General features: G+C 47.4%; 21 protein-coding genes. 9 read left to right on the top strand and 12 right to left on the bottom strand.

The window, feature by feature from the left end:
- Positions 1 to 116: 116 nt before the first annotated feature.
- Together ACERC8_RS00385 and ACERC8_RS00380 are read left to right on the top strand one after the other, a co-directional pair.
- Positions 117 to 1,616 carry a helicase HerA-like domain-containing protein gene (locus ACERC8_RS00385; RefSeq protein ID WP_373657912.1) on the top strand — a complete coding sequence of 500 codons (1,500 nt, stop codon included), beginning with the start codon at positions 117 to 119 and terminating at the stop codon, positions 1,614 to 1,616.
- Between the two features lie 9 nt (positions 1,617 to 1,625).
- A complete protein-coding gene (locus tag ACERC8_RS00380; protein WP_373657911.1) occupies positions 1,626 to 2,366 on the top strand; it encodes a lysophospholipid acyltransferase family protein in 741 nt (246 codons plus the stop codon).
- A gap of 45 nt (positions 2,367 to 2,411) precedes the next feature.
- Here ACERC8_RS00380 and ACERC8_RS00375 read toward each other — a convergent pair whose 3' ends face one another.
- Genes ACERC8_RS00375 through ACERC8_RS00350 form a run of 6 tightly spaced genes read right to left on the bottom strand, consistent with a single transcriptional unit; the run spans position 2,412 to position 6,170 of the window.
- The gene (locus ACERC8_RS00375; protein ID WP_373657910.1) at positions 2,412 to 2,945 is read right to left on the bottom strand and encodes a hypothetical protein; all 534 of its coding nucleotides are present in this window, start codon (positions 2,943 to 2,945) and stop codon (positions 2,412 to 2,414) included.
- A 58-nt stretch (positions 2,946 to 3,003) separates the two neighbouring features.
- Positions 3,004 to 3,438, bottom strand: a complete 435-nt coding sequence (locus tag ACERC8_RS00370; protein WP_373657909.1) for a hypothetical protein — start codon at positions 3,436 to 3,438, stop codon at positions 3,004 to 3,006.
- A 15-nt stretch (positions 3,439 to 3,453) separates the two neighbouring features.
- Positions 3,454 to 3,648 (bottom strand): hypothetical protein, encoded by a 195-nt coding sequence (locus ACERC8_RS00365; protein ID WP_373657908.1) that lies wholly within the window; start codon positions 3,646 to 3,648, stop codon positions 3,454 to 3,456.
- Positions 3,641 to 4,474, bottom strand: a complete 834-nt coding sequence (locus ACERC8_RS00360) for a glycosyltransferase family 8 protein (RefSeq protein WP_373657907.1) — start codon at positions 4,472 to 4,474, stop codon at positions 3,641 to 3,643. The genes ACERC8_RS00365 and ACERC8_RS00360 overlap by 8 nt, the downstream gene beginning before the upstream one ends.
- Positions 4,474 to 4,773: a lipopolysaccharide assembly LapA domain-containing protein gene (locus ACERC8_RS00355; protein ID WP_373657906.1), complete on the bottom strand. Its 300-nt coding sequence runs from the start codon at positions 4,771 to 4,773 to the stop codon at positions 4,474 to 4,476. The genes ACERC8_RS00360 and ACERC8_RS00355 overlap by 1 nt, the downstream gene beginning before the upstream one ends.
- Positions 4,774 to 4,805: 32 nt before the next feature.
- On the bottom strand, positions 4,806 to 6,170 hold the full coding sequence (locus tag ACERC8_RS00350) for an MATE family efflux transporter (protein WP_373657905.1): 1,365 nt from the start codon (positions 6,168 to 6,170) through the stop codon (positions 4,806 to 4,808).
- Positions 6,171 to 6,400: 230 nt separating this feature from the next.
- Between ACERC8_RS00350 and ACERC8_RS00345 the strand changes: the two genes are divergently transcribed.
- Positions 6,401 to 8,119, top strand: coding sequence for a phospho-sugar mutase (locus tag ACERC8_RS00345; protein WP_373657904.1), 1,719 nt, complete (start codon positions 6,401 to 6,403; stop codon positions 8,117 to 8,119).
- A 146-nt stretch (positions 8,120 to 8,265) separates the two neighbouring features.
- On the opposite strand, the gene ACERC8_RS00340 is transcribed toward ACERC8_RS00345, so the two are convergent.
- The 5 genes from ACERC8_RS00340 to ACERC8_RS00320 form a co-directional block, all read right to left on the bottom strand.
- Positions 8,266 to 9,009 (bottom strand): cyclase family protein, encoded by a 744-nt coding sequence (locus ACERC8_RS00340; protein WP_373657903.1) that lies wholly within the window; start codon positions 9,007 to 9,009, stop codon positions 8,266 to 8,268.
- A 134-nt stretch (positions 9,010 to 9,143) separates the two neighbouring features.
- Positions 9,144 to 10,490: a DUF438 domain-containing protein gene (locus ACERC8_RS00335; protein WP_373657901.1), complete on the bottom strand. Its 1,347-nt coding sequence runs from the start codon at positions 10,488 to 10,490 to the stop codon at positions 9,144 to 9,146.
- A complete protein-coding gene (locus ACERC8_RS00330) occupies positions 10,487 to 10,723 on the bottom strand; it encodes a DUF1858 domain-containing protein (protein ID WP_373657900.1) in 237 nt (78 codons plus the stop codon). Before ACERC8_RS00330 ends, ACERC8_RS00335 begins: the two co-directional genes overlap by 4 nt.
- Before the next feature lie 165 nt (positions 10,724 to 10,888).
- Positions 10,889 to 11,380, bottom strand: coding sequence for a hypothetical protein (locus ACERC8_RS00325; protein ID WP_373657899.1), 492 nt, complete (start codon positions 11,378 to 11,380; stop codon positions 10,889 to 10,891).
- Positions 11,381 to 11,385: 5 nt separating this feature from the next.
- Positions 11,386 to 12,780, bottom strand: a complete 1,395-nt coding sequence (locus ACERC8_RS00320; RefSeq protein WP_373657898.1) for a DUF2130 domain-containing protein — start codon at positions 12,778 to 12,780, stop codon at positions 11,386 to 11,388.
- A gap of 101 nt (positions 12,781 to 12,881) precedes the next feature.
- Here ACERC8_RS00320 and ACERC8_RS00315 point away from each other — a divergent pair, with 101 nt between their 5' ends.
- Together ACERC8_RS00315 and ACERC8_RS00310 are read left to right on the top strand one after the other, a co-directional pair.
- A complete protein-coding gene (locus tag ACERC8_RS00315) occupies positions 12,882 to 13,064 on the top strand; it encodes a 4-oxalocrotonate tautomerase (protein WP_373657897.1) in 183 nt (60 codons plus the stop codon).
- The gene (locus ACERC8_RS00310) at positions 13,064 to 13,999 is read left to right on the top strand and encodes an FAD:protein FMN transferase (protein ID WP_373657896.1); all 936 of its coding nucleotides are present in this window, start codon (positions 13,064 to 13,066) and stop codon (positions 13,997 to 13,999) included. The genes ACERC8_RS00315 and ACERC8_RS00310 overlap by 1 nt, the downstream gene beginning before the upstream one ends.
- A 40-nt stretch (positions 14,000 to 14,039) precedes the next feature.
- Here the strand turns inward: ACERC8_RS00310 and ald are convergent, their stop codons facing one another.
- Entirely contained in the window at positions 14,040 to 15,140 is a 1,101-nt protein-coding gene (gene ald / locus ACERC8_RS00305) for an alanine dehydrogenase (protein WP_373657933.1), read from the bottom strand.
- 169 nt (positions 15,141 to 15,309) lie between these two features.
- On the opposite strand from ald, the gene ACERC8_RS00300 reads away from it, so the two are divergent.
- The 4 genes from ACERC8_RS00300 (at position 15,310) to ACERC8_RS00285 (ending at position 18,318) form a co-directional block, all read left to right on the top strand.
- Complete coding sequence (locus ACERC8_RS00300; protein WP_373657895.1) at positions 15,310 to 16,296, top strand: rhodanese-related sulfurtransferase; 987 nt, start codon at positions 15,310 to 15,312, stop codon at positions 16,294 to 16,296.
- 64 nt (positions 16,297 to 16,360) lie between these two features.
- Positions 16,361 to 17,224, top strand: a complete 864-nt coding sequence (locus ACERC8_RS00295; RefSeq protein ID WP_373657894.1) for a GNAT family N-acetyltransferase — start codon at positions 16,361 to 16,363, stop codon at positions 17,222 to 17,224.
- Positions 17,225 to 17,240: 16 nt separating this feature from the next.
- Positions 17,241 to 17,870, top strand: coding sequence for an alpha/beta fold hydrolase (locus tag ACERC8_RS00290; RefSeq protein ID WP_373657893.1), 630 nt, complete (start codon positions 17,241 to 17,243; stop codon positions 17,868 to 17,870).
- Positions 17,860 to 18,318, top strand: coding sequence for a hypothetical protein (locus tag ACERC8_RS00285; RefSeq protein ID WP_373657892.1), 459 nt, complete (start codon positions 17,860 to 17,862; stop codon positions 18,316 to 18,318). Before ACERC8_RS00290 ends, ACERC8_RS00285 begins: the two co-directional genes overlap by 11 nt.
- Positions 18,319 to 18,324: the final 6 nt, after the last annotated feature.

Raw genomic sequence — 18,324 nt, 5'->3', positions numbered from 1 at the left:
CAATCCGTCTAAACATCAAGCTTTTGATGTTTAACAGACTGTAGGCGTGAATGTCTGACACATGATAGGTGACAAGAGCCTATCTGCTCTGCAATTGTCCAAAAAAGGAGACCAAAATGACACAACTAACCATCGCTAAGGGAACTAATCCCGTTGCCCTCCAGCTCAATATGCTCAATCGTCACGGTTTAATCGCTGGTGCGACTGGAACAGGGAAAACGGTGACCCTTAAGGTTCTTGCTGAACAGCTGAGTCAGGCTGGCGTGCCTGTTTTTCTGGCAGACATCAAGGGTGATTTAGCCAATCTGGCGCGTGAGGGTGAGGTAACGGAGAAGCTAGCTGAACGCTTGAACAAGCTAGGCTTGACTGACACTTATGAGCCAAAGGCCTTTCCAGTTCGCCTCTGGGACGTCTTTGGCGAAGCTGGTGTGCCTGTTCGGACGACCATCTCGGAGATGGGACCGACCTTGCTGGGGCGTCTTCTCAACCTCAACGAGACCCAAACGGGCATCCTCAACATCGCTTTCAAGGTGGCTGATGACCGTGGTTGGCTCTTGATTGACCTCAAAGACTTACAGGCTTTGTTACGGGAAATAGCAGAGCAGGCTAGCCAGTATTCCCAGGACTATGGGCATATTGCCAAGGCCTCTGTTGCTGCTATTCAGCGCAGTCTTTTGGTCTTGGAAGAAGAAGGTGGTGATATCTTCTTTGGTGAGCCTGCCTTGGATTTGCTTGATTTTATGCAACGTGATCGTGATGGTCATGGGGCTATCAACATCCTCAATGCAACTAAGTTGTTTCACTCCCCTAGTCTGTATGCGACTTTTCTCCTTTGGTTATTGGCTGAGCTGTTTGAAAACCTGCCTGAGGTGGGGGATTTGGATAAGCCTAAGCTGGTTTTCTTCTTTGATGAAGCTCACCTGCTTTTCAAAGATGCCCCAAAAGTCTTTGTTGATAAGGTGGAACAGATTGTCCGTTTGATTCGTTCCAAGGGTGTCGGAATTTTCTTTATCACACAAAATCCGCTAGATTTGCCTGAGATGATTCTGGCGCAACTGGGGAACCGCATCCAACACGCTCTGCGTGCCCACACGCCTAAAGAACTCAAAGCAGTCAAGACGGCAGCTGAGACCTTCCGTCAGAATTCAGACCTTGATGTGGCGACGGCTATTACAGAGTTGGTAGTCGGGGAAGCCCTGGTATCTTTCCTCAATGAGCAAGCTCAGCCGAGCATCGTTGAGCGAGCTTATATCTATCCGCCTCAGTCAAGCTTTACCCCATTGACTGCTCTGAATATTCAAGGTTTAGTCAATGCTTCGCCATTTACCGACAAATATGCCGAGAGCCTTGACAGGGAGTCGGCTTATGAGCTTCTAGAGCAAAAAGTTGCCCAAGCCAGTGCCGAAAAAGCGGAGCAAGAAGAGGCTAAAGCAGCTGAGAAGGACGCTAAAGCTCTTGAAAAAGAGCAAGAACGCGCACGCAAAGAAGCAGATAAAGCTGCTCGTCGCCCAAAATCAGCTGTTGAAAAAGCTGCCGATAGCTTTATCAATTCTGCAGTCCGAGCGGTTGGACGTGAGTTGGTCAGAGGTATTTTTGGTAGCCTTAGAAAACGATAAGGAGATCTGATGTTTTACACTTATTTACGCACCCTCGTGGTTTTTCTGCTTTGGGTGCTCAACGGCAATGCCCACTACCACAATGAAGACAAAATTTTAGATAAAGACGAGAACTATATCCTGGTTGCTCCGCATCGCACTTGGTGGGATCCGGTTTATATGGCTTACGCTGCCCGTCCTAAACAGTTTATTTTTATGGCAAAAAAAGAGCTGTTTAAGAATCGCATGTTCAACTGGTGGATTCGCATGTGTGGCGCCTTTCCCATAGACCGCGAAAATCCTAGTCAGGATGCTATCCGCTACCCTGTTAACATGCTCAAAAAAAGCAACCGGTCCTTGCTCATGTTTCCATCAGGAAGCCGTCATTCAAAAGACGTCAAAGGAGGAGTTGCTGTCATCGCCAAGATGGCAAAGGTTCGCATCATGCCTGCCAGTTACCGTGGTCCCATGACCATAAAAGGGCTCTTGGCTGGTGAGCGTGTCGATATGAATTTTGGTGACCCTATTGATATTTCTGACATCAAACGGATGAATGATGACGGTATCGCTGAAGTGACAGCACGTGTGCAGGCTGCCTTTGATCAATTGGATGCCGAAAATGCAACTTACGATGACGGTAAGAAAGCTTCGGTGTTGACCTACTTGATTCGTATCCCAGCTTTGTTGATTGGTTTGATTCTTATTTTACTAACCTTGATTTTTAGCGATATTGCTAGCTTTGTCTGGGATCCTGATAAGAAATTTAAATAGAACATCACTCATCCCCGCTAGATTCTAGCGGGGATGATATCGTTATTAGACTTGTTGACCTAAACTCATTTGGCTAACCATACGACTGTTTGGGTTTTGGTACTCTCGCTCAAGGTAGGCTTGATAGGCATCTGGTGTCAAAATCCCATGGCTATCTAAAATATCTAGACCTGTGCTACCAACGATGTCATCAATCAACTGCACGCAGTTAGTTGTCATCACAAAGTAAGTTTTATATTTGCCAGACGTGAACTTATAGGCCTTGGCGCCGTAGGTGCTCACCATTTGCCCTAGATAGCTGGTCTTTTGGTTAGTTGTTTTTTGGGAAAATGGCGGAGCTCTTTCTAAAAGTTTGTCCAGATTAGCTTGTATAGCTCTTTTTTCATCGGCTGTTAAAACCAAGCCGTAGCCAAAGACGGCACGCCAGCCATCAGCCTTGAGGCTGGATTTGTATTGCCCAACAGGTAGAGTCATCAAGACGCCATCACCGATAGCTTCAAACAAGCGGTGGCTATCGACGTCGTGGTTACCGTAACTATAGATTTGCCCGTTAAAAGCAATGTCGACATGCCCCATCATCTCAAACCCTCGTCTGGCGGTATGAATCCAGATTTCTCAGTCAACAGGTTGACTGAGGTCACCGAATATAGTAGGGCTGGCTTCTCTCTTTTGCTAAGTAGCTGTTAACCTTGTTGAGTGCCGTGACAGGAATAAGGGCGGTTAGAAAAATAGGTAGCCCCAACCGTTGACGTCTAGCTGTTGGCATCGCCTTTCCAAAATCAAATTCCAAGCCGTCGCGCCAGCTATTGCCCCCTAAGAACATAAGATAGCAACCGATGATGGTGTAAAGGCTGGATAAGAAGAAGCGACGATAGCTTAAAATGAGCCCTGCCACCAGTAGGTGCACTAAGGCGCTAAGCAGGTAGGAGTAGCGACCGCTGAGTTGTTCATGAAAAAGTAAGCGAGTATGAATCAAGAGAACTAAGCCGAGAAGAAGTTGGTAAAAAGCGATAATAATCGCAAGAAATCGTGTCGGAAGAATCGGTGCGGTTAAAAAGAGTGCCCCTATCAAGAGGTTTAAAAAGATTTACAGGATAGCGATGAGCCCTTTTTCAGCTAGGTTGGATTTAGCCGTCAGTAGGGTCTGTCCCATCATCGCTAAATCACCCAAGGCAAAGAGAAGCGACGAAAATTGTTCTTGCCAAAGGATAAACCCCAGCCCGAATCCGATTAGCCCTAACCCAGTGAGGTAGTAAGTTTTAGCATTGTAGCGTTTAGTCACGATCGGCCCTCCTTGTCAGGTGCTGGTAATGCTTATAAAGACCAGAAAACATGTTGCGATAGCTAGGTTTCCACGGTTTATCTCGCCCACAAAAATGAAGGAAGACGGTATTTGCCATCACCCAATCCAAATCCCATTTGCCCAAACTTTTGGCTGCGTAAATGAGGTGATAACGGGTATCAAAATTATAAATCTGGTCTGGAATTAGCGTGATGTGGTGACCATAAAGAGCGGTTAGCACATCTTGGTCAGGCAAGAAGAGCAAATTCTGCCGTGCAGCGATGTAGGTCATGATGTCTTCACGTTTCACCATCTGACGTATTTTTGTCAGATTCATTAACAGGACACCGGAATTAAAATAATTTTTAGACTCATAATCTCCTAAACGTAGGCGATTGACCACATCGGTGACATTAGCATCCTCCGTATGACTGGCAGCCGCATAAAGTTGCTCACCCAGGTCAAGATCGTAGAGAGCCGTCACTGGATTGATGCAGAGAATGTCAGCATCAAGGTAGAGAATCTTGTCCAAATCATCTGGCAGATACTCGTGCGCTAAAAGACGATAATAGATGGTCTCAGGGTAGCGGTCGCTTGTCGGAGCGTCTGCGAACGCTCCTTTATCAATGACCAGCGCATGGTAGGAAACGCCTAGTTTACGACAAAAGACCTCAACCTCAGGTTCCCTACTGAGTCGAGGTTGCTGTAAGAGGTAGACATGAAGGTCACGGTCAGGCGTCTGTTGGACCAGAGAAAATAGGGTGACCTTGAATTGGTCGACATAACTGTCATTGATGGAAAACAGTAGATTTAGTACAGGTCTCATTAGTTATAGTCACTATCTGTTAAATTTAGTCTCTCGGTATTGTTTAAGGCAGCTGTCAGTTCTTGTTTGTCCTTGACCAGTTGCTTAAGCTGCTGTTTAAGGGTCATTTGTTTAGACAGCCCTAGCAGGTATTGTCCGATAAAACCCACCAAGACTGAGCCTAAAATCACTAAAATTAAAGGCATTCGGAAACGCCCAAAGAGGTAGTTGACCACCACCTCCTGACGGTTGACCAGAGCCAGAACCGTTGTCAGTACCATCAGAGCCAGCAAGAGCCAGAGATTGACTTGTTTTTTCATAAGAAACTCCTTTTTTCTTTTATTTTACCATATTAGACAGAGGCCAGGCGTGCTTGACGCTTGCCTTCTTGGATAAGGGGATGTCGCCTGAAGGCGACAAATAGCTGAGCAGTCATGGGAACCCAAATCAGAGGTTCGCAAAGCATGACCCCGACATAACCGACCTGTGGGATGATGGCAATGACGAAAACGACCTTGCCCACTAGCTCAATCAGGCTGGAGACCAGAGGTGTTACCTTTCTGCCCAACCCTTGCAGGGTATTTCGTAGGATAAAAAGGCAACCGAGAATGGGATAAAAAGGTGTGCCTAGCTTGAGATAAAGGGTAGCGTTGGCGATTAGTTCAGGCTCATCAGATCCTGAAATCCAGCGGATTAAGGCAGGGCTAAAAATATGCAGTAAGATTGTCACTATAATCCCCCAGACCAGAGCGATTAAGCTGGCTTTTTTGACCCCTTGGTAAATACGGTCAAACTGCTTAGCGCCCACGTTTTGGGAAACAAATGTGGTCATGCTAGCTGCAGTAGCAGTCAAAGGCTGGAGAGAGAAAGCCATGATGCGACGAGCTGTCGTTTGGGCGGCGATAATCAAGACCCCAAAGCCATTGATGGCCGTTTGGAGGATAACCGTGCCAATAGACACAATCGAAAACATGAGTCCCATCGACAGCCCCTGTCCCAGAAGATCTTGGTAGAGCCCCTTATCCCAAACCAGATGACGCTGTTTGGGAACAAGGACAGGGACGCGTCTAGCGATGTAACGAAAACAGAGAACAGATGATAGCCCCTGAGATAAAATAGTTGCAAGCCCTGCGGATTGCACCCCTAGGTGCAACTGGGTAATGAAAAACAAGTCCAGAGCAATGTTGAGGCAAGCCGAGAAAATCAAAAAGTAAAGGGCAACTAAGCTGTCTCCGATAGCCCGCAAGAGCCCGGCGCCAAGGTTGTAAGCAAAGGTCACTCCAACCCCCATCATGATCAGGTAGATGTAGCTGTAAGACTGCTCCAAAATATCGGCGGGGGTCCCAAGTAGCTGAAGCAGTGGTCGCAAGCCCAGATTGCCCCCCAGCATCACTAGACCACTCAAGCCCAGTCCAATGATGGCTGTCGCAACTACCGACCGCTTAAGCTCTTCTTCGTTTTTTGCGCCATAATGACGAGCAATGACAATGCCCATACCGTTACCGACACCGAGCGCAAAGCCGATAATCAGCTCAAAAATAGCTGATGTCGATCCAACTGCAGCCAAAGCCTGCTCCCCAAGGTAGTTACCGACGATCATGGTATCGGCTGTATTGTAAAGTTGTTGAAAAATATTGGAAATCATAATAGGCCAAGCAAACCGTAAAATGGTCGGTAAAATCTTGCCCTTGGTTAAATCAATCTGTGATGTCGTCATAAGATTCTCCTTGTCAATTCTACTATTATACACGACAGAAGGGCTGAAAATCAAGGAATTTCAACAGGTAAACGCCAACAACATCACAGGTAAGTCTCCTCTTTTGAACCCAGTCAAGAACGTTTGGATAGGGACATATTTCTAGTGGTACTTTTCAAAAATTTATTTTCTTTTCTGGAGAATTGTGGTATACTGAAAGCGATTAATAAAGACTGAAAAGGAGACCGCTGATGTCCTATCAAGAGACTTATCAAAACTGGTTGAACGTTTCCGATTTGCCTGACTACCTCCGCGAGGAACTGCTGGGTATGGACGAAAAAACTAAAGAAGACGCCTTTTACACTAACTTAGAATTTGGTACGGCTGGTATGCGGGGCTATATCGGTGCAGGAACTAACCGCATCAATATCTTCGTGGTTCGTCAAGCCACAGAAGGGCTGGCTAAATTGATTGAGAGCAAGGGTGAGGCGGCTAAGCAACGTGGCGTTGCCATCGCCTATGACTCACGTCATTTCTCCCCAGAATTTGCCGCAGAATCTGCCCAAGTACTGGCTGCTCACGGTATCAAGAGCTACCTTTTTGAAAGCTTGCGCCCAACGCCTGAGCTATCTTTTGCAGTACGCCACCATCAGGCTATCGCTGGTATCATGATTACCGCTAGCCACAACCCTAAAGAGTTCAATGGCTATAAGGTTTACGGTGAGGACGGTGGACAGATGCCGCCAGCCGATGCTGATGCCCTGACCCAGTATATTCGTGCCATTGACAACCCATTTGCTGTCGCAGTAGCTGACTTTGACGCGGCCAAGGCTGACGGTCTCATCGAGATTCTCGGCGAAGCAACTGATGCGGACTACCTCAAAGAGATCAAATCGGTCACCATCAACCAAGACCTGATTGATCAGCATGGTCGCGATATGACCATCGTCTACACTCCTCTGCATGGGACAGGGGAAATGCTGGCGCGTCGTGCCCTAGCACAGGCTGGATTTGAAAAAGTCATCATCGTTGACGCACAAGCCCAGCCAGACCCAGATTTTTCAACCGTTAAGTCACCAAACCCTGAAAGCCAGGCAGCTTTTGCTCTGGCAGAAGAACTGGGGTACCAGCATCAGGCCGATGTGTTGTTGGCGACTGACCCAGACGCAGACCGTCTCGGTGTTGAAATCCGTCAAGCTGACGGCAGCTACCTCAACTTGTCTGGTAACCAGATTGGTGCCTTGATTGCCAAATATATCCTAGAAGCCCATAAGCAAGCTGGTACGTTGCCAGCCAATGCTGCGTTGGCCAAGTCCATCGTGTCAACTGAGCTGGTCACTAAGATTGCGGAAAGCTATGGGGCGACCATGTTTAACGTTTTAACTGGCTTCAAGTTCATCGCTGAAAAAATCCAAGAGTTCGAGGACACTAACAACCACACTTACATGTTTGGTTTTGAAGAGAGCTTTGGCTATCTGATTAAGCCCTTCGTTCGTGATAAGGATGCTATTCAAGCTGTTCTCATCATCGCTGAAATTGCAGCTTACTACCGTTCACGCGGTCTGACCTTAGCAGATGGTCTTGATGAGATCTACAAAGAATACGGCTATTTTGCTGAAAAAACCATTTCAGTTGATTTGGCAGGTATTGATGGCGCTGCTCAAATCAAGGCTATTATGGCAAAATTCCGCGAGAATGCGCCGACCGAGTTCAACAGTACAGCTATCGTTCGCTTTGAAGATTTTGCCAAACAGACTGCGACAACTGCTGATGGTCAAGTGACTGCCTTGACCACGCCACCGTCTGACGTGCTCAAGTACACCTTGGCAGATGATTCTTGGTTTGCCGTTCGTCCATCAGGCACAGAACCAAAAATCAAGTTCTACATCGCCACAGTTGGTGACGATCTTGCAGATGCTGAAGCTAAGATTGCAGCTATTGAGGCTCAAATCAGAGAGTTTATCGCTTAGAAAGTGGCGTGTCATTCGGCGCCAGTAAAGAAAACCGACCTCATAACAGAGCAGAGACAGACATCGTGATGGTTATGCATCACAGGGGCTGCTCTGCTTTTTTGCGCCTAAAAAATCCGATGACAACATCATCGGATAGCAACAGATTAGTCTTGTGGGACGTAGGCAACTGCGCGGACAGGTGAGCCTGTGGCGCCTTCCCAATTAGGGTAGGCGATGGCGATAAAACTGCCCGTTGCTGGAACCTGATCAAGGTTAGCCAGCACCTCGACCTGATAAATCCCTTGTTCAAGCAAGTAGTATTCCTCAACCAAGGCACCGCCATTTTCAGGAACAGAAGCACCGCTATCGGTATCCAGTGTCTCGTGCCCGACGGCCTTGACCTGACGGTCGTGAATCAGGTATTCAAGGGCATCGTGTCCCCAACCTGGGGTATGTTGGACATCGTTCTCATCTAGGTTGCGAAAGGCTGCGGTGTCTGGCCAGCGTTTATGCCAATCTGAGCGAAAGGCGACAAAGGCACCTGGCTCAATCACACCGTGCTCTGCTTCAAAAGCGAGAATGTCAGCCTTGCTGAGTTGGTAGTCTGGATTCTCAGCGACTGCAGCGGACTTGTCAATGACATAGAGTGGCAAGAAGAGGTCCTCTAAAGGAATCTCGTCGAGGTACTTGCCGCCTTCAACAAAGTGAATCGGCGGGTCAATGTGGGTACCATACTGACCAACAACTGTAAACTGCTGAACATAGAAACCATCCTTGAGGGTGAAAATATCCTTTTTCTCCAGAGCAGGCAAGGCAGGGAAGTGAGGGCTGGTTTCATTTATCTTGTGGGTCAGGTTGACCAACTTGGCTGATGTCAAAGCGGTATAGGCGTCTCGTAAACTTGTCATAAGGTCTCCTTTTCTAGCAGGATAGGCGGCGTCCTGTTAGCACCGCCAGTCCTATGGTACCTTGATTGTAACCTATTTTGATGTTGCTGACAAATACTTATTTTTTAGAATTGGTTATAGTTTTTAGCTATAACTCAATCCAAATCTCGTTTCATCTCACTTTCCAACTCAAAGAAGGGTTGGATGTCCTGAACGTATTCGAGCACACCTTGAAATGCACCGTTATCATCATGGACGGCCTTGTAGACTACATAGATGAACTTGCCCATCTTGTCGGACTTAAACCACATGTCGACTTGGTCCTTGCGCCCACTTCTGAGCAGGTCAAAAATGGCTCGCACCCGCTCTAGGATTTTTGGTGGGTGGCAGAGGTCAACATGACGACCTATCTGGCTCTTGGTGCGCTTAAAGACCATGTCATCAGCTGGCCCACTATCGTTGAAATATTGAAAGATATCGTCTTTATTGACAAAGGTTAATTCCAGTGGCAGGTGGTTGAGGATGAGATTGGCTTCTTCGACCGACAGGTAGCCCTTGCCGAAAGGTTGTTGCTGGTTGCGGTCAATAGCAGAGCTGGTCGTGTTTGTTTTTGGGGTAAAGGTGATGGTGAACTGTCCCTGTGGGGTATCGATGACGGTCTCCTGCCCCTCAGCTTGTGTCAGCTGAACAGCTGGTTGTGGTTGGTCTGCGCTAGCCATTTCCCCAAAGACCTCCCGATATGGAACCCATTTGGCGGTCGGTTTGATGATGGCGTAGCCGTAGGTCTCGCTCTCCACTGCGATGGTCAGCCAGTCGTCCTGGGTGAAGGTTTCCAGCAAAATCATGATCAGGATAGCCTCTTCCTTGAAAATCATCTCCTCGAACTCCTTGGCGAACGCCTCAAAAGTAGTGAGGACAGTTGTTACATCACCATCAGGTAAGGACTGGCTGGTCGTCATGACCTGAGCAAACAGTTCCCTAATTTGGTCGTCTACACCCCACATGACCTGAGGAGGGGCATCGTGACCGTAGCGTTCCATGATGGGGAAGAAAAGGTTCTCTTTGCGGTCGTAATGACGCTCAAACTGCCCTAGCAGGTTCAGCTGGTGACGGAGCCCCTTGAGCAAATCAGTCTGCAAGTCCGTGTCCTCTGTCTCTGCATAAGAGGTCAAAATCCGCCTAACGCGTAAGAGTGCTGCGCGCAGGGCTAAATTTTCCTGCTTGAAGACATAGACAGGATGTCCCTCCTGATCAGCATCTGCGACCTCTACGGCGGTGATAGCGCCTTTAAAGAGGTTGGCGTGGACGTTACAAAGGCTCATGATGTCCTCAAAAGTGATGCCTGCATCTGAGGTCATGAGTTCATGTTCCATGAGGGAAATCTCCAAGGCAGACACACCTGTAAAGTGCTGGTTAAAGCGTTCCTGGACACTCTCAGGGCTAGCCCCCTGATGGAGTTCCAGCAAAATGTCTCTCAAAATTTTTATCCGTTGGTCGCTCATTTGTCTCCTCCAATCACCTCGTAACCATGGCTGGTCAGGGTGCGTGCGATGGTCTCTAGGGAAATGCCAGTCAGGCGAGAGCCTTGCTTGAGGCTGGTGATTTTACCGAGCGTGCTAAGCATGGCAGGATTGGCAAGGGGCTTAAAGCCTAAGTCAACCAAAATATCCCTAAGCTCAGGGTGACTGGCTAGCAACTCGGCGACAGGCTGGTTGAGGTCAATGGTGTTGGTCATGAGAGAGCCTTTCTATATTGTTCTGTTGTTGTTTGCGGTCCTAGCTCGTTCGATAGCTTTTGACCAATACTCGAATTCCCATCTTAATGGTGATAAGTCACCAACTTTTTTACGAATAGCATTTTGGTAAGGGAGATACAGCTCGTTATAATCATCCCATTTGCTCTAAGCCAAATCCGTAGGGAGGCTTATCTGAAGATAGTTGTCTGCTAGTTTCAAGATATAGTTATCTATCGGCACATGAAGCAATGGGAAAATGTCTTCAAGCATCTCTGGTTCCAACATATAGAGATATTTTAGGGTCATATTGACCCATTTCTGAGCTTGACCAAATGTAAATCGAATGTTGAAGGAGGCGTATAGCTGTTTGATTCGGCAACAAATGCGGTAATGCCAACAGTCGTACTGGTCTTGTTGACTGATGATTGAAGGTGTTAGCTGAGGTAATTCTTCGCGAAAAATTCCCAACACCTCCCGTCTCAGCTGCAATCTTACTTCATTTGGGACTTCTTTTAAGTTGAGTGTACGATTAAAATCTAAGTAGGCTAGTCTACTGGCTGATTTGAGTGAATCAGATAAATCTTTAAAGTAAGCTAGCTTTAAAAAATATAAAGTATGTTGGTCAACAGTAGTCTGATAAGGGAGATTTGTCATCATTGTTGTTACTCTTCCTTGAGCGCTTCAAACTTAGCCTTCATAGTCGGGTTTTTCCGAGTTAGTTTTTTGACGGAGACATCTTCAAGCTTGTTGTTGGCCAGGCGCAGCTGGTTGTCGCTGGTGGTCAAGAAGCGTTTGACCTCTTCCATGCGCTTGATGGCCTTGTCGATTTCATCGATGGCTTTCTTGAAATTGGTGCTGGCTGAGGTATAATTTTTGGCAAAGGCCGTTTTGAAGGTTTCCAAATCGGCTTCAAAGGTGGTGATGTCGATGTTTTGACTTCTGACCAATTCCAACTCTTGCTTGTAACTCAAGCTGTTTAGCGCAGCATTTCTCAAAAGACCAATCAACTGGATAAAGAACTGGGGGCGAATGACGTACATCTTAGGGTAGTGATGGCTGACATCAACAATGCCCGTGTTGTAGTAATCGCTGTCCGCCTCCAACATAGAGACCAGAACGGCGTATTCGCAGTTTTTCTCTCGTCGGTCCTTGTCCAATTCTTTGAGAAAGTCCTCGTTTTTGTGTTTTCGGGCGGTTGTGTCGGCCTCGTTTTTCATCTCAAACATGATGGAGAGGATTTCAAGCCCATTGTCGTCTGTCTCTCGAAAGATGTAGTCGCCCTTAGACCCTGATTCGGAGATTAGATTATCCTTGCCAAAGAAGGCCTTGGGAAAGGCATAGGCACGCACCTTGTTGAATTCTGTCTCGGCATAGAGTTCTAAACTCTCTCCGATGGCCTTAGTGGACTGTTGTGCCTTAAAATTCTTGTAAAATTCGACCTGCTCGTTGGCTGCCTTGAGCTGGAGGTCATACTCTTGACGGGTGGTTGCCAGCGCCAACTCTTGCCGTTGTTCCTGCAATAGCAGGGCTGTCCGTGCCTCGTCACGCTCCTTTTCCAGACGAGCGATGGCTTCCTGCTGTGCCCTGTCTTTGAGCACCGCCTGCTTGTCCTGCTCGGCCTGCACTTGAGCCAATTGCGCCTGCTGAGCCTCTTGACTGGCTGCCAACTGCGCCGTCACACGCGCTAATTCTTGCTCCTTGTCGGCGAGTGACTGTTTGGCTGCCAGCATCTCTTCATGGGCACGCTGCTCCAGTTGACTGCGCACCTGGGCCAGTTCTTGGTCTTTTTTGGACATGGCAGATCTGAGGGCTAGTTCTTGCTCTGCCTTGAGCGTGTCAAGCTGGTGAGCCAGCGCTGTTAGTTCTCGGTCTTTTTCCGCCAGTTGGGACTGGAGCGCATTTTTGGACTGCTCCTTGAGCAGTTGGGTCTCGCGAGTGAGGCGGTCATGAAGTTCCTTGTCAAACTCTACTCCCCGCACCTGAGCTAGTAACTGACTATACTCAGTTTCGTTGACTGTAAAACTCGTCCCACAGTGGGGGCATTTGATCTGATTCATGGCTATTCTCCTTTTTGGGTTAACTAATGACTGATGTAATCTCATTATACCATTTTCACGCCAGTATGATACAATAGAACTGATATAAGGAGGAGTAGAATATGCCATTTATCACCATTGACCTCTTTGAGGGACGTAGTCAAGAGCAAAAAGATCAGCTGGCTCAAGAAGTCTGTGAAGTTGTGTCTCGCATCGCCAAAGTCCCCAAAGAAGCCATTCACATCTTTATCAACGATATGCCAGAAGGGAGTTATTACCCTCATGGTCAGATGAAACGTCGCTAGTGAGAGAAGAGCGCCGTTTCAGGCAGCTGGGGACCATCTGCCACATTGCTATTGAGGCTCCTGAAGCGGGAAGCCTACTTGATCAAACAGGAGAACTGCTCAAGTCCTATGAGATGATTTTTTCCGCCCATTTGCCAGCTTCTGAACTCAATCAACTCAATCAGTCAGCAGGAAAATCTCCCTTCACTGCTTCAGCAGAATTGTTTGAACTCGTCAGCTACGGTAAAAAGCACAGTTTAGCACTTCATAGCCAGCTCAACATCGCCCTTCGCCCCTTGGTTCAGGCTTGGAAGATTGGATTTGTAGGAGCAACCAAGCCCAGTCAAGCTGCCATTGACCAGCTACTTGACCTCTGCCAGCCAAAAGATATTTTGCTGAACCCTCGTCAGCAGAGCATTTTTTTAGCTCGCTCTAGCATGGCTTTAGATTTGGGTGCACTTGCCAAGGGCTACATTGCTGACCGTCTGCTGGAACACCTGCTGTCAGCTGGTGCTACCAGCGTCTTAATCGACCTCGGGGGCAATGTCATAACCCACGGTCAGCCGTTTTCAACGACCAGCAAATGGCAAGTTGGGGTGCAACTGCCTTTTGCGCCTCGTGGTCAAGCTATGGGGCGAGTCACGATGGGCAACCAAGCCCTCGTCACCTCCGGAATTTATGAACGCTTTTTTGAGGCTAATGGCAGAGCTTATCACCATATTTTGGATAGAAAAACTGGCTATCCTATGAAAACCGAGATGGTCAGTCTGACTATCTTGAGCGATTCCGCCCTAAGAGCTGAAACCTACAGTAGTCAGTTCTTTGGTCTTCCCATACCGCAAGCGCTCCATCTCATCAAGCAGACAGACAGCATAGAAGGGCTGATCTTAACTAGTGATTACCGCTGTTTCTTATCTGATGGGATGAAGGCACATTTCATCCCGCAATATCATTAGAAAAACACGATTCCAAAGAGAAATCGTGTTTGCTTTTTTATTATTCAAAAGGCACATAAGGGAGACCTAGGGACGTCGAAACAGCTTGGTTGGTGACTTGCCCTTTATAGATGTTTAAACCTGTGAGAAGACCGTAGTTGTCACGAACGGCTTGTTCAAAACCTTTATTGGCTAACTCAAGTGCATAAGGCAAGGTCACATTTGTGAGGGCAAGTGTCGATGTGCGTGGCACAGCACCTGGCATGTTAGCAACAGCATAATGGATTACCCCGTCTACCTCGTAAGTTGGTTTGTCATGGGTGGTAATGGTATCCGCGGTTTCAATAATGCCACCTTGGTCAACAGCCACGTCAATAACGACAGAACCTGCCTTCATCGAACTAATCATCTCTCGAGTTACCAGTTTAGGCGCCCGTGCACCTGGAATCAGCACAGCTCCGATAAGTAAGTCGGCTTCCTTGACACTATCAGCGATGTTAAGAGGATTAGACATTAAGGTTTGGATACGTTTGTCAAACAAAACATCCAATTCTGCTAGTCGCTTAGCAGAGACATCTAAGATCGTCACATCAGCGCCCAAGCCTAGCGCCATCTGCGCAGCATTGGTCCCAACGACACCACCACCGATGATCACAACCTTTCCTTTTTTAACTCCCGGAACACCTCCCAAGAGAATACCTGCACCACCTTGGAGTTTGGTTTGGAAATAAGCCCCCATCTGCACTGCTAATCGTCCAGCGACCTCACTCATGGGGTTAAGCAGGGGCAGAGTACCATCCTTGACAACGGTCTCATAAGCGATGGCGGTCACGCCGCTATCTAGCAAAGCCTTAGTTAAGCCAGGAGCAGGAGCGAGGTGAAGGTAGGTAAACAGCAATAAATCAGGGCGGAAGAATTGATATTCATTTTCTAAGGGCTCTTTGACCTTGATAACCAGCTGGGCTGCCCACACCTCTGCAGCGTGTTCTTTGATGATAGCCCCTTGCTGGGCATAATCATTGTCAGAAAACCCTGAACCAGCTCCAGCTTCAGTTTCAACCCAGATAGTGTGACCAGCCTGTTTTAGAGCTAAGACACCAGCAGGTGTTAAACCGACACGATTTTCATTGCTTTTGATTTCTTTTGGTACACCAATAATCATCTCATTTAACCTCATTTTCTTATTAGATTGCCTTTATTGTACTAAAAAAAAGAGAGTACCATCAAGCACTAGTTGAGCAGTATTCTTGAAGAATAGTCGTGGTTTTGTTATAATCGAGGTGATTGCACAAGCATTCATAATTATCTCATGCAAAGATAGGGAGAAGCATATGTCAAAGGACATTAGAGTATTACTCTACTATAAGTACGTCCATATCGAGAATGCCAAAGAATACGTGCAGACTCATTTGGACTTTTGTAAATCAATCGGTCTCAAGGGGCGGATTTTGATTTCTGAAGAGGGCATCAACGGTACCGTTTCTGGAGATTTTGAAACCACTCAGAAATACATGGACTGGGTGCACAGCGATGAGCGCTTTGCTGACCTCTGGTTTAAGATTGACCTCGAAGAGGAGCAAGCCTTTAAGAAGATGTTTGTTCGCTACCGCAAGGAAATTGTTCACTTGGGGCTGGAGGACAATGATTTCGATGCGGATATCAACCCATTGGAAACCACAGGGGCCTACCTGACACCGAAAGAGTTCAAAGAAGCTCTTTTGGATGAAAATACCGTTGTCTTGGATACCCGTAATGACTACGAGTACGACCTCGGTCACTTCCGTGGCGCCATTCGCCCAGATATCCGCAACTTCCGCGAATTGCCACAGTGGGTGCGGGACAACAAGGAAAAATTCATGGACAAGCGTGTCGTGGTCTACTGTACCGGTGGTGTCCGCTGTGAGAAATTCTCAGGCTGGATGGTGCGTGAGGGCTACAAGGATGTTGGTCAGCTCCACGGTGGTATCGCCACTTACGGTAAGGATCCTGAGGTTCAGGGCGAGCTGTGGGATGGCAAGATGTATGTCTTTGACGAGCGCATTGCCGTAGACATTAACCATGTTGATCCAAAAATCATTGGAAAGGACTGGTTTGACGGCACACCATGTGAACGTTATGTTAATTGTGCCAACCCATTCTGTAACCGTCACATGTTGACGTCTGAAGAGAACGAACACAAATATGTTCGTGGCTGTTCAGCAGAATGCCGTGCTCATGCCCGCAACCGCTACGTGGAAGAGCATGGATTGACCCATGAAGAATGGGCAGCAAGATTAGCGGAAATCGGAGAAACACTAGAAGTTGTTGCTCCAGCTTAATCAGCGATGATGACCAGCCTCTTGGCTGGTTTTTTGGTATAATAGACCTCATGGAGGTACTTCTATGGATATTATCAGTACGAATTGCTTATCTATTGAACAAGGCAAACGGGTAAAAGATTTTCTAGCCCACTGCATGGCTCATGATAAGACCTATAAAGAGCCCTACTTGTCTAATCAGCTTAATTTTAACCCGGACATGCCGGCATTTTTCTTGGCTTACGAGGGGGATGACTTAATTGGTTTGTTGACGGTCTATGCCGATACACCTGAAGTGGATTTATCTCTCTTTGTTGCGCCAGAGCACCGCAGGAAAGGCATTACCCGGCAACTCTATCAGAAGTTTTTAACGGAAACAGCTTCCTATGGTGTGACAGAGGTTTCCTTTATTGCGGAGCGTGCCTTTATTGAGGCAAATCCAGGTCTCCTGTCCGCTTGGGGACTGGTCATTGATGACGATAGTGAGTACTTTTTGGGACGGGCGTGCTTGCCTATGGACATGGCAGAGCTGCCCCTTGAGGTGTCTCTCTCGCTGGCTAGACCAGAGGAGGTGCAGGATATTGCTGAGCTGAAAGCGCGCGTGTTTGAGACGCTGCTAGAGCTCAGTCTGACCTATGTGTCAGAAGCCTTGGAAGATCAGAACAGTCTCCTGTATGTTGCCCGCCTAGCTGATCGAGTGATTGGCACTTGTACGGTGGACATCAGCTCTAGCCTGACTTACCTTTACGGTCTTGCTGTTGATCTTGCCTATCGCGGTCAGGGTATCGGTAGTCAGCTGGTGAAGACTATCATCAACGACCGTTACCATGCGGGTGATATCGAGCTACAAATTGCCGTTGATAAGGACAATGACGGTGCTAAAAAACTCTATGAGCAACTGGGCTTTGTCACCCAGACAGAAGTGGTTTATCTGTCGAGTAAGGATTAAGAGAGGGGATTGAGTGATGAAACTGATTTTTCTACACGGCGTGGGGCAAGATAGCCGAGCTTGGGAGCAGGTGATAATAGGGCTAAAGGGTTATAACTGTGTCAGCCTAAATTTATTTCATCATGGGAGATTACCTCATTTTTCTAGCCTACAAGAGCAGATCAGACAGGCGGTGCGTGAGAGCGAGGAAGATGTTGTTGTGATTGGGCTGTCTTTGGGCGGCATGCTGGCGCTATCTTTATTGCAAGACCCAGCGCCGCAGCTCCGAGCAGTCGTCAGCATTGCGGGTCAGTATCAATTTACCAAGAATTGGGCCTATAAGGTGCAGGTTGGCTTGCTTAAGCTCTTGCCAGCTTCTCTTTTGGAAAAACAAGGCTTGGATAAGGAGAATTTGCTGGCTTTTTATCGAGACTTGGCTCAGCTGGATATGACAGGTTTTCTACAAACAAGGACCTTGCCTGTCCTCTTGCTCTGTGGGGAGCGCGATAAGATTAACCTTAGAACAGCCAAGCAACTGAAGAACTTGATGCCAAAAGCAGAGATGGCGGTGATAGCTGAAGCAGGTCACGAGGTCAACAAAGACCAACCAGAACAGTTGGTAAGGGAATTAAACCAGTTTTTGGAGGTGCTCAACCATGTTAACTAAAGAGGTCGTCGTTGTTATCGGAGGTTCTGGGATGTTACGACCAGCTGTTTTGTTGTGCAGCCGAGACAAGGGCCGTTATGATGACTTATTTGAGGTCTACCCTCACGCAGTCTTTTTCCCTTTTGATTTTTCAAAGGCTGCCTCTTTTGAAAATCTAAGCAATTTTCTACAAGAAAAAGGGGTGACCATTTCGTGTCTCTTAGTCTGGTTGCACAGCCCCTATTATCCTCATCTTGAGCGTTTCTTGGAACATTTCCCAACCTTTAGAAATGGCTGGTATCTTGTCCAAGGCAAGAGCAGCAACAATCTCCCTGATGCGTTGTTGAAGCGCTCTGATTTACAAATTATTCGCCTCGGTTATCACGAAAAAGAAAACCGCTGGTTGACTGATGATGAAATTTCCCATCAGGTTCTTGATGCTATCCTCCCCTTTAAGCCTAGAAAATAAAGTTAA

This window comes from Streptococcus sp. E29BA (genome assembly GCF_041807805.1).
GTDB classification, from domain to species: domain Bacteria; phylum Bacillota; class Bacilli; order Lactobacillales; family Streptococcaceae; genus Streptococcus; species Streptococcus entericus.
This window is presented reverse-complemented; position numbering and strand designations above follow the sequence as displayed.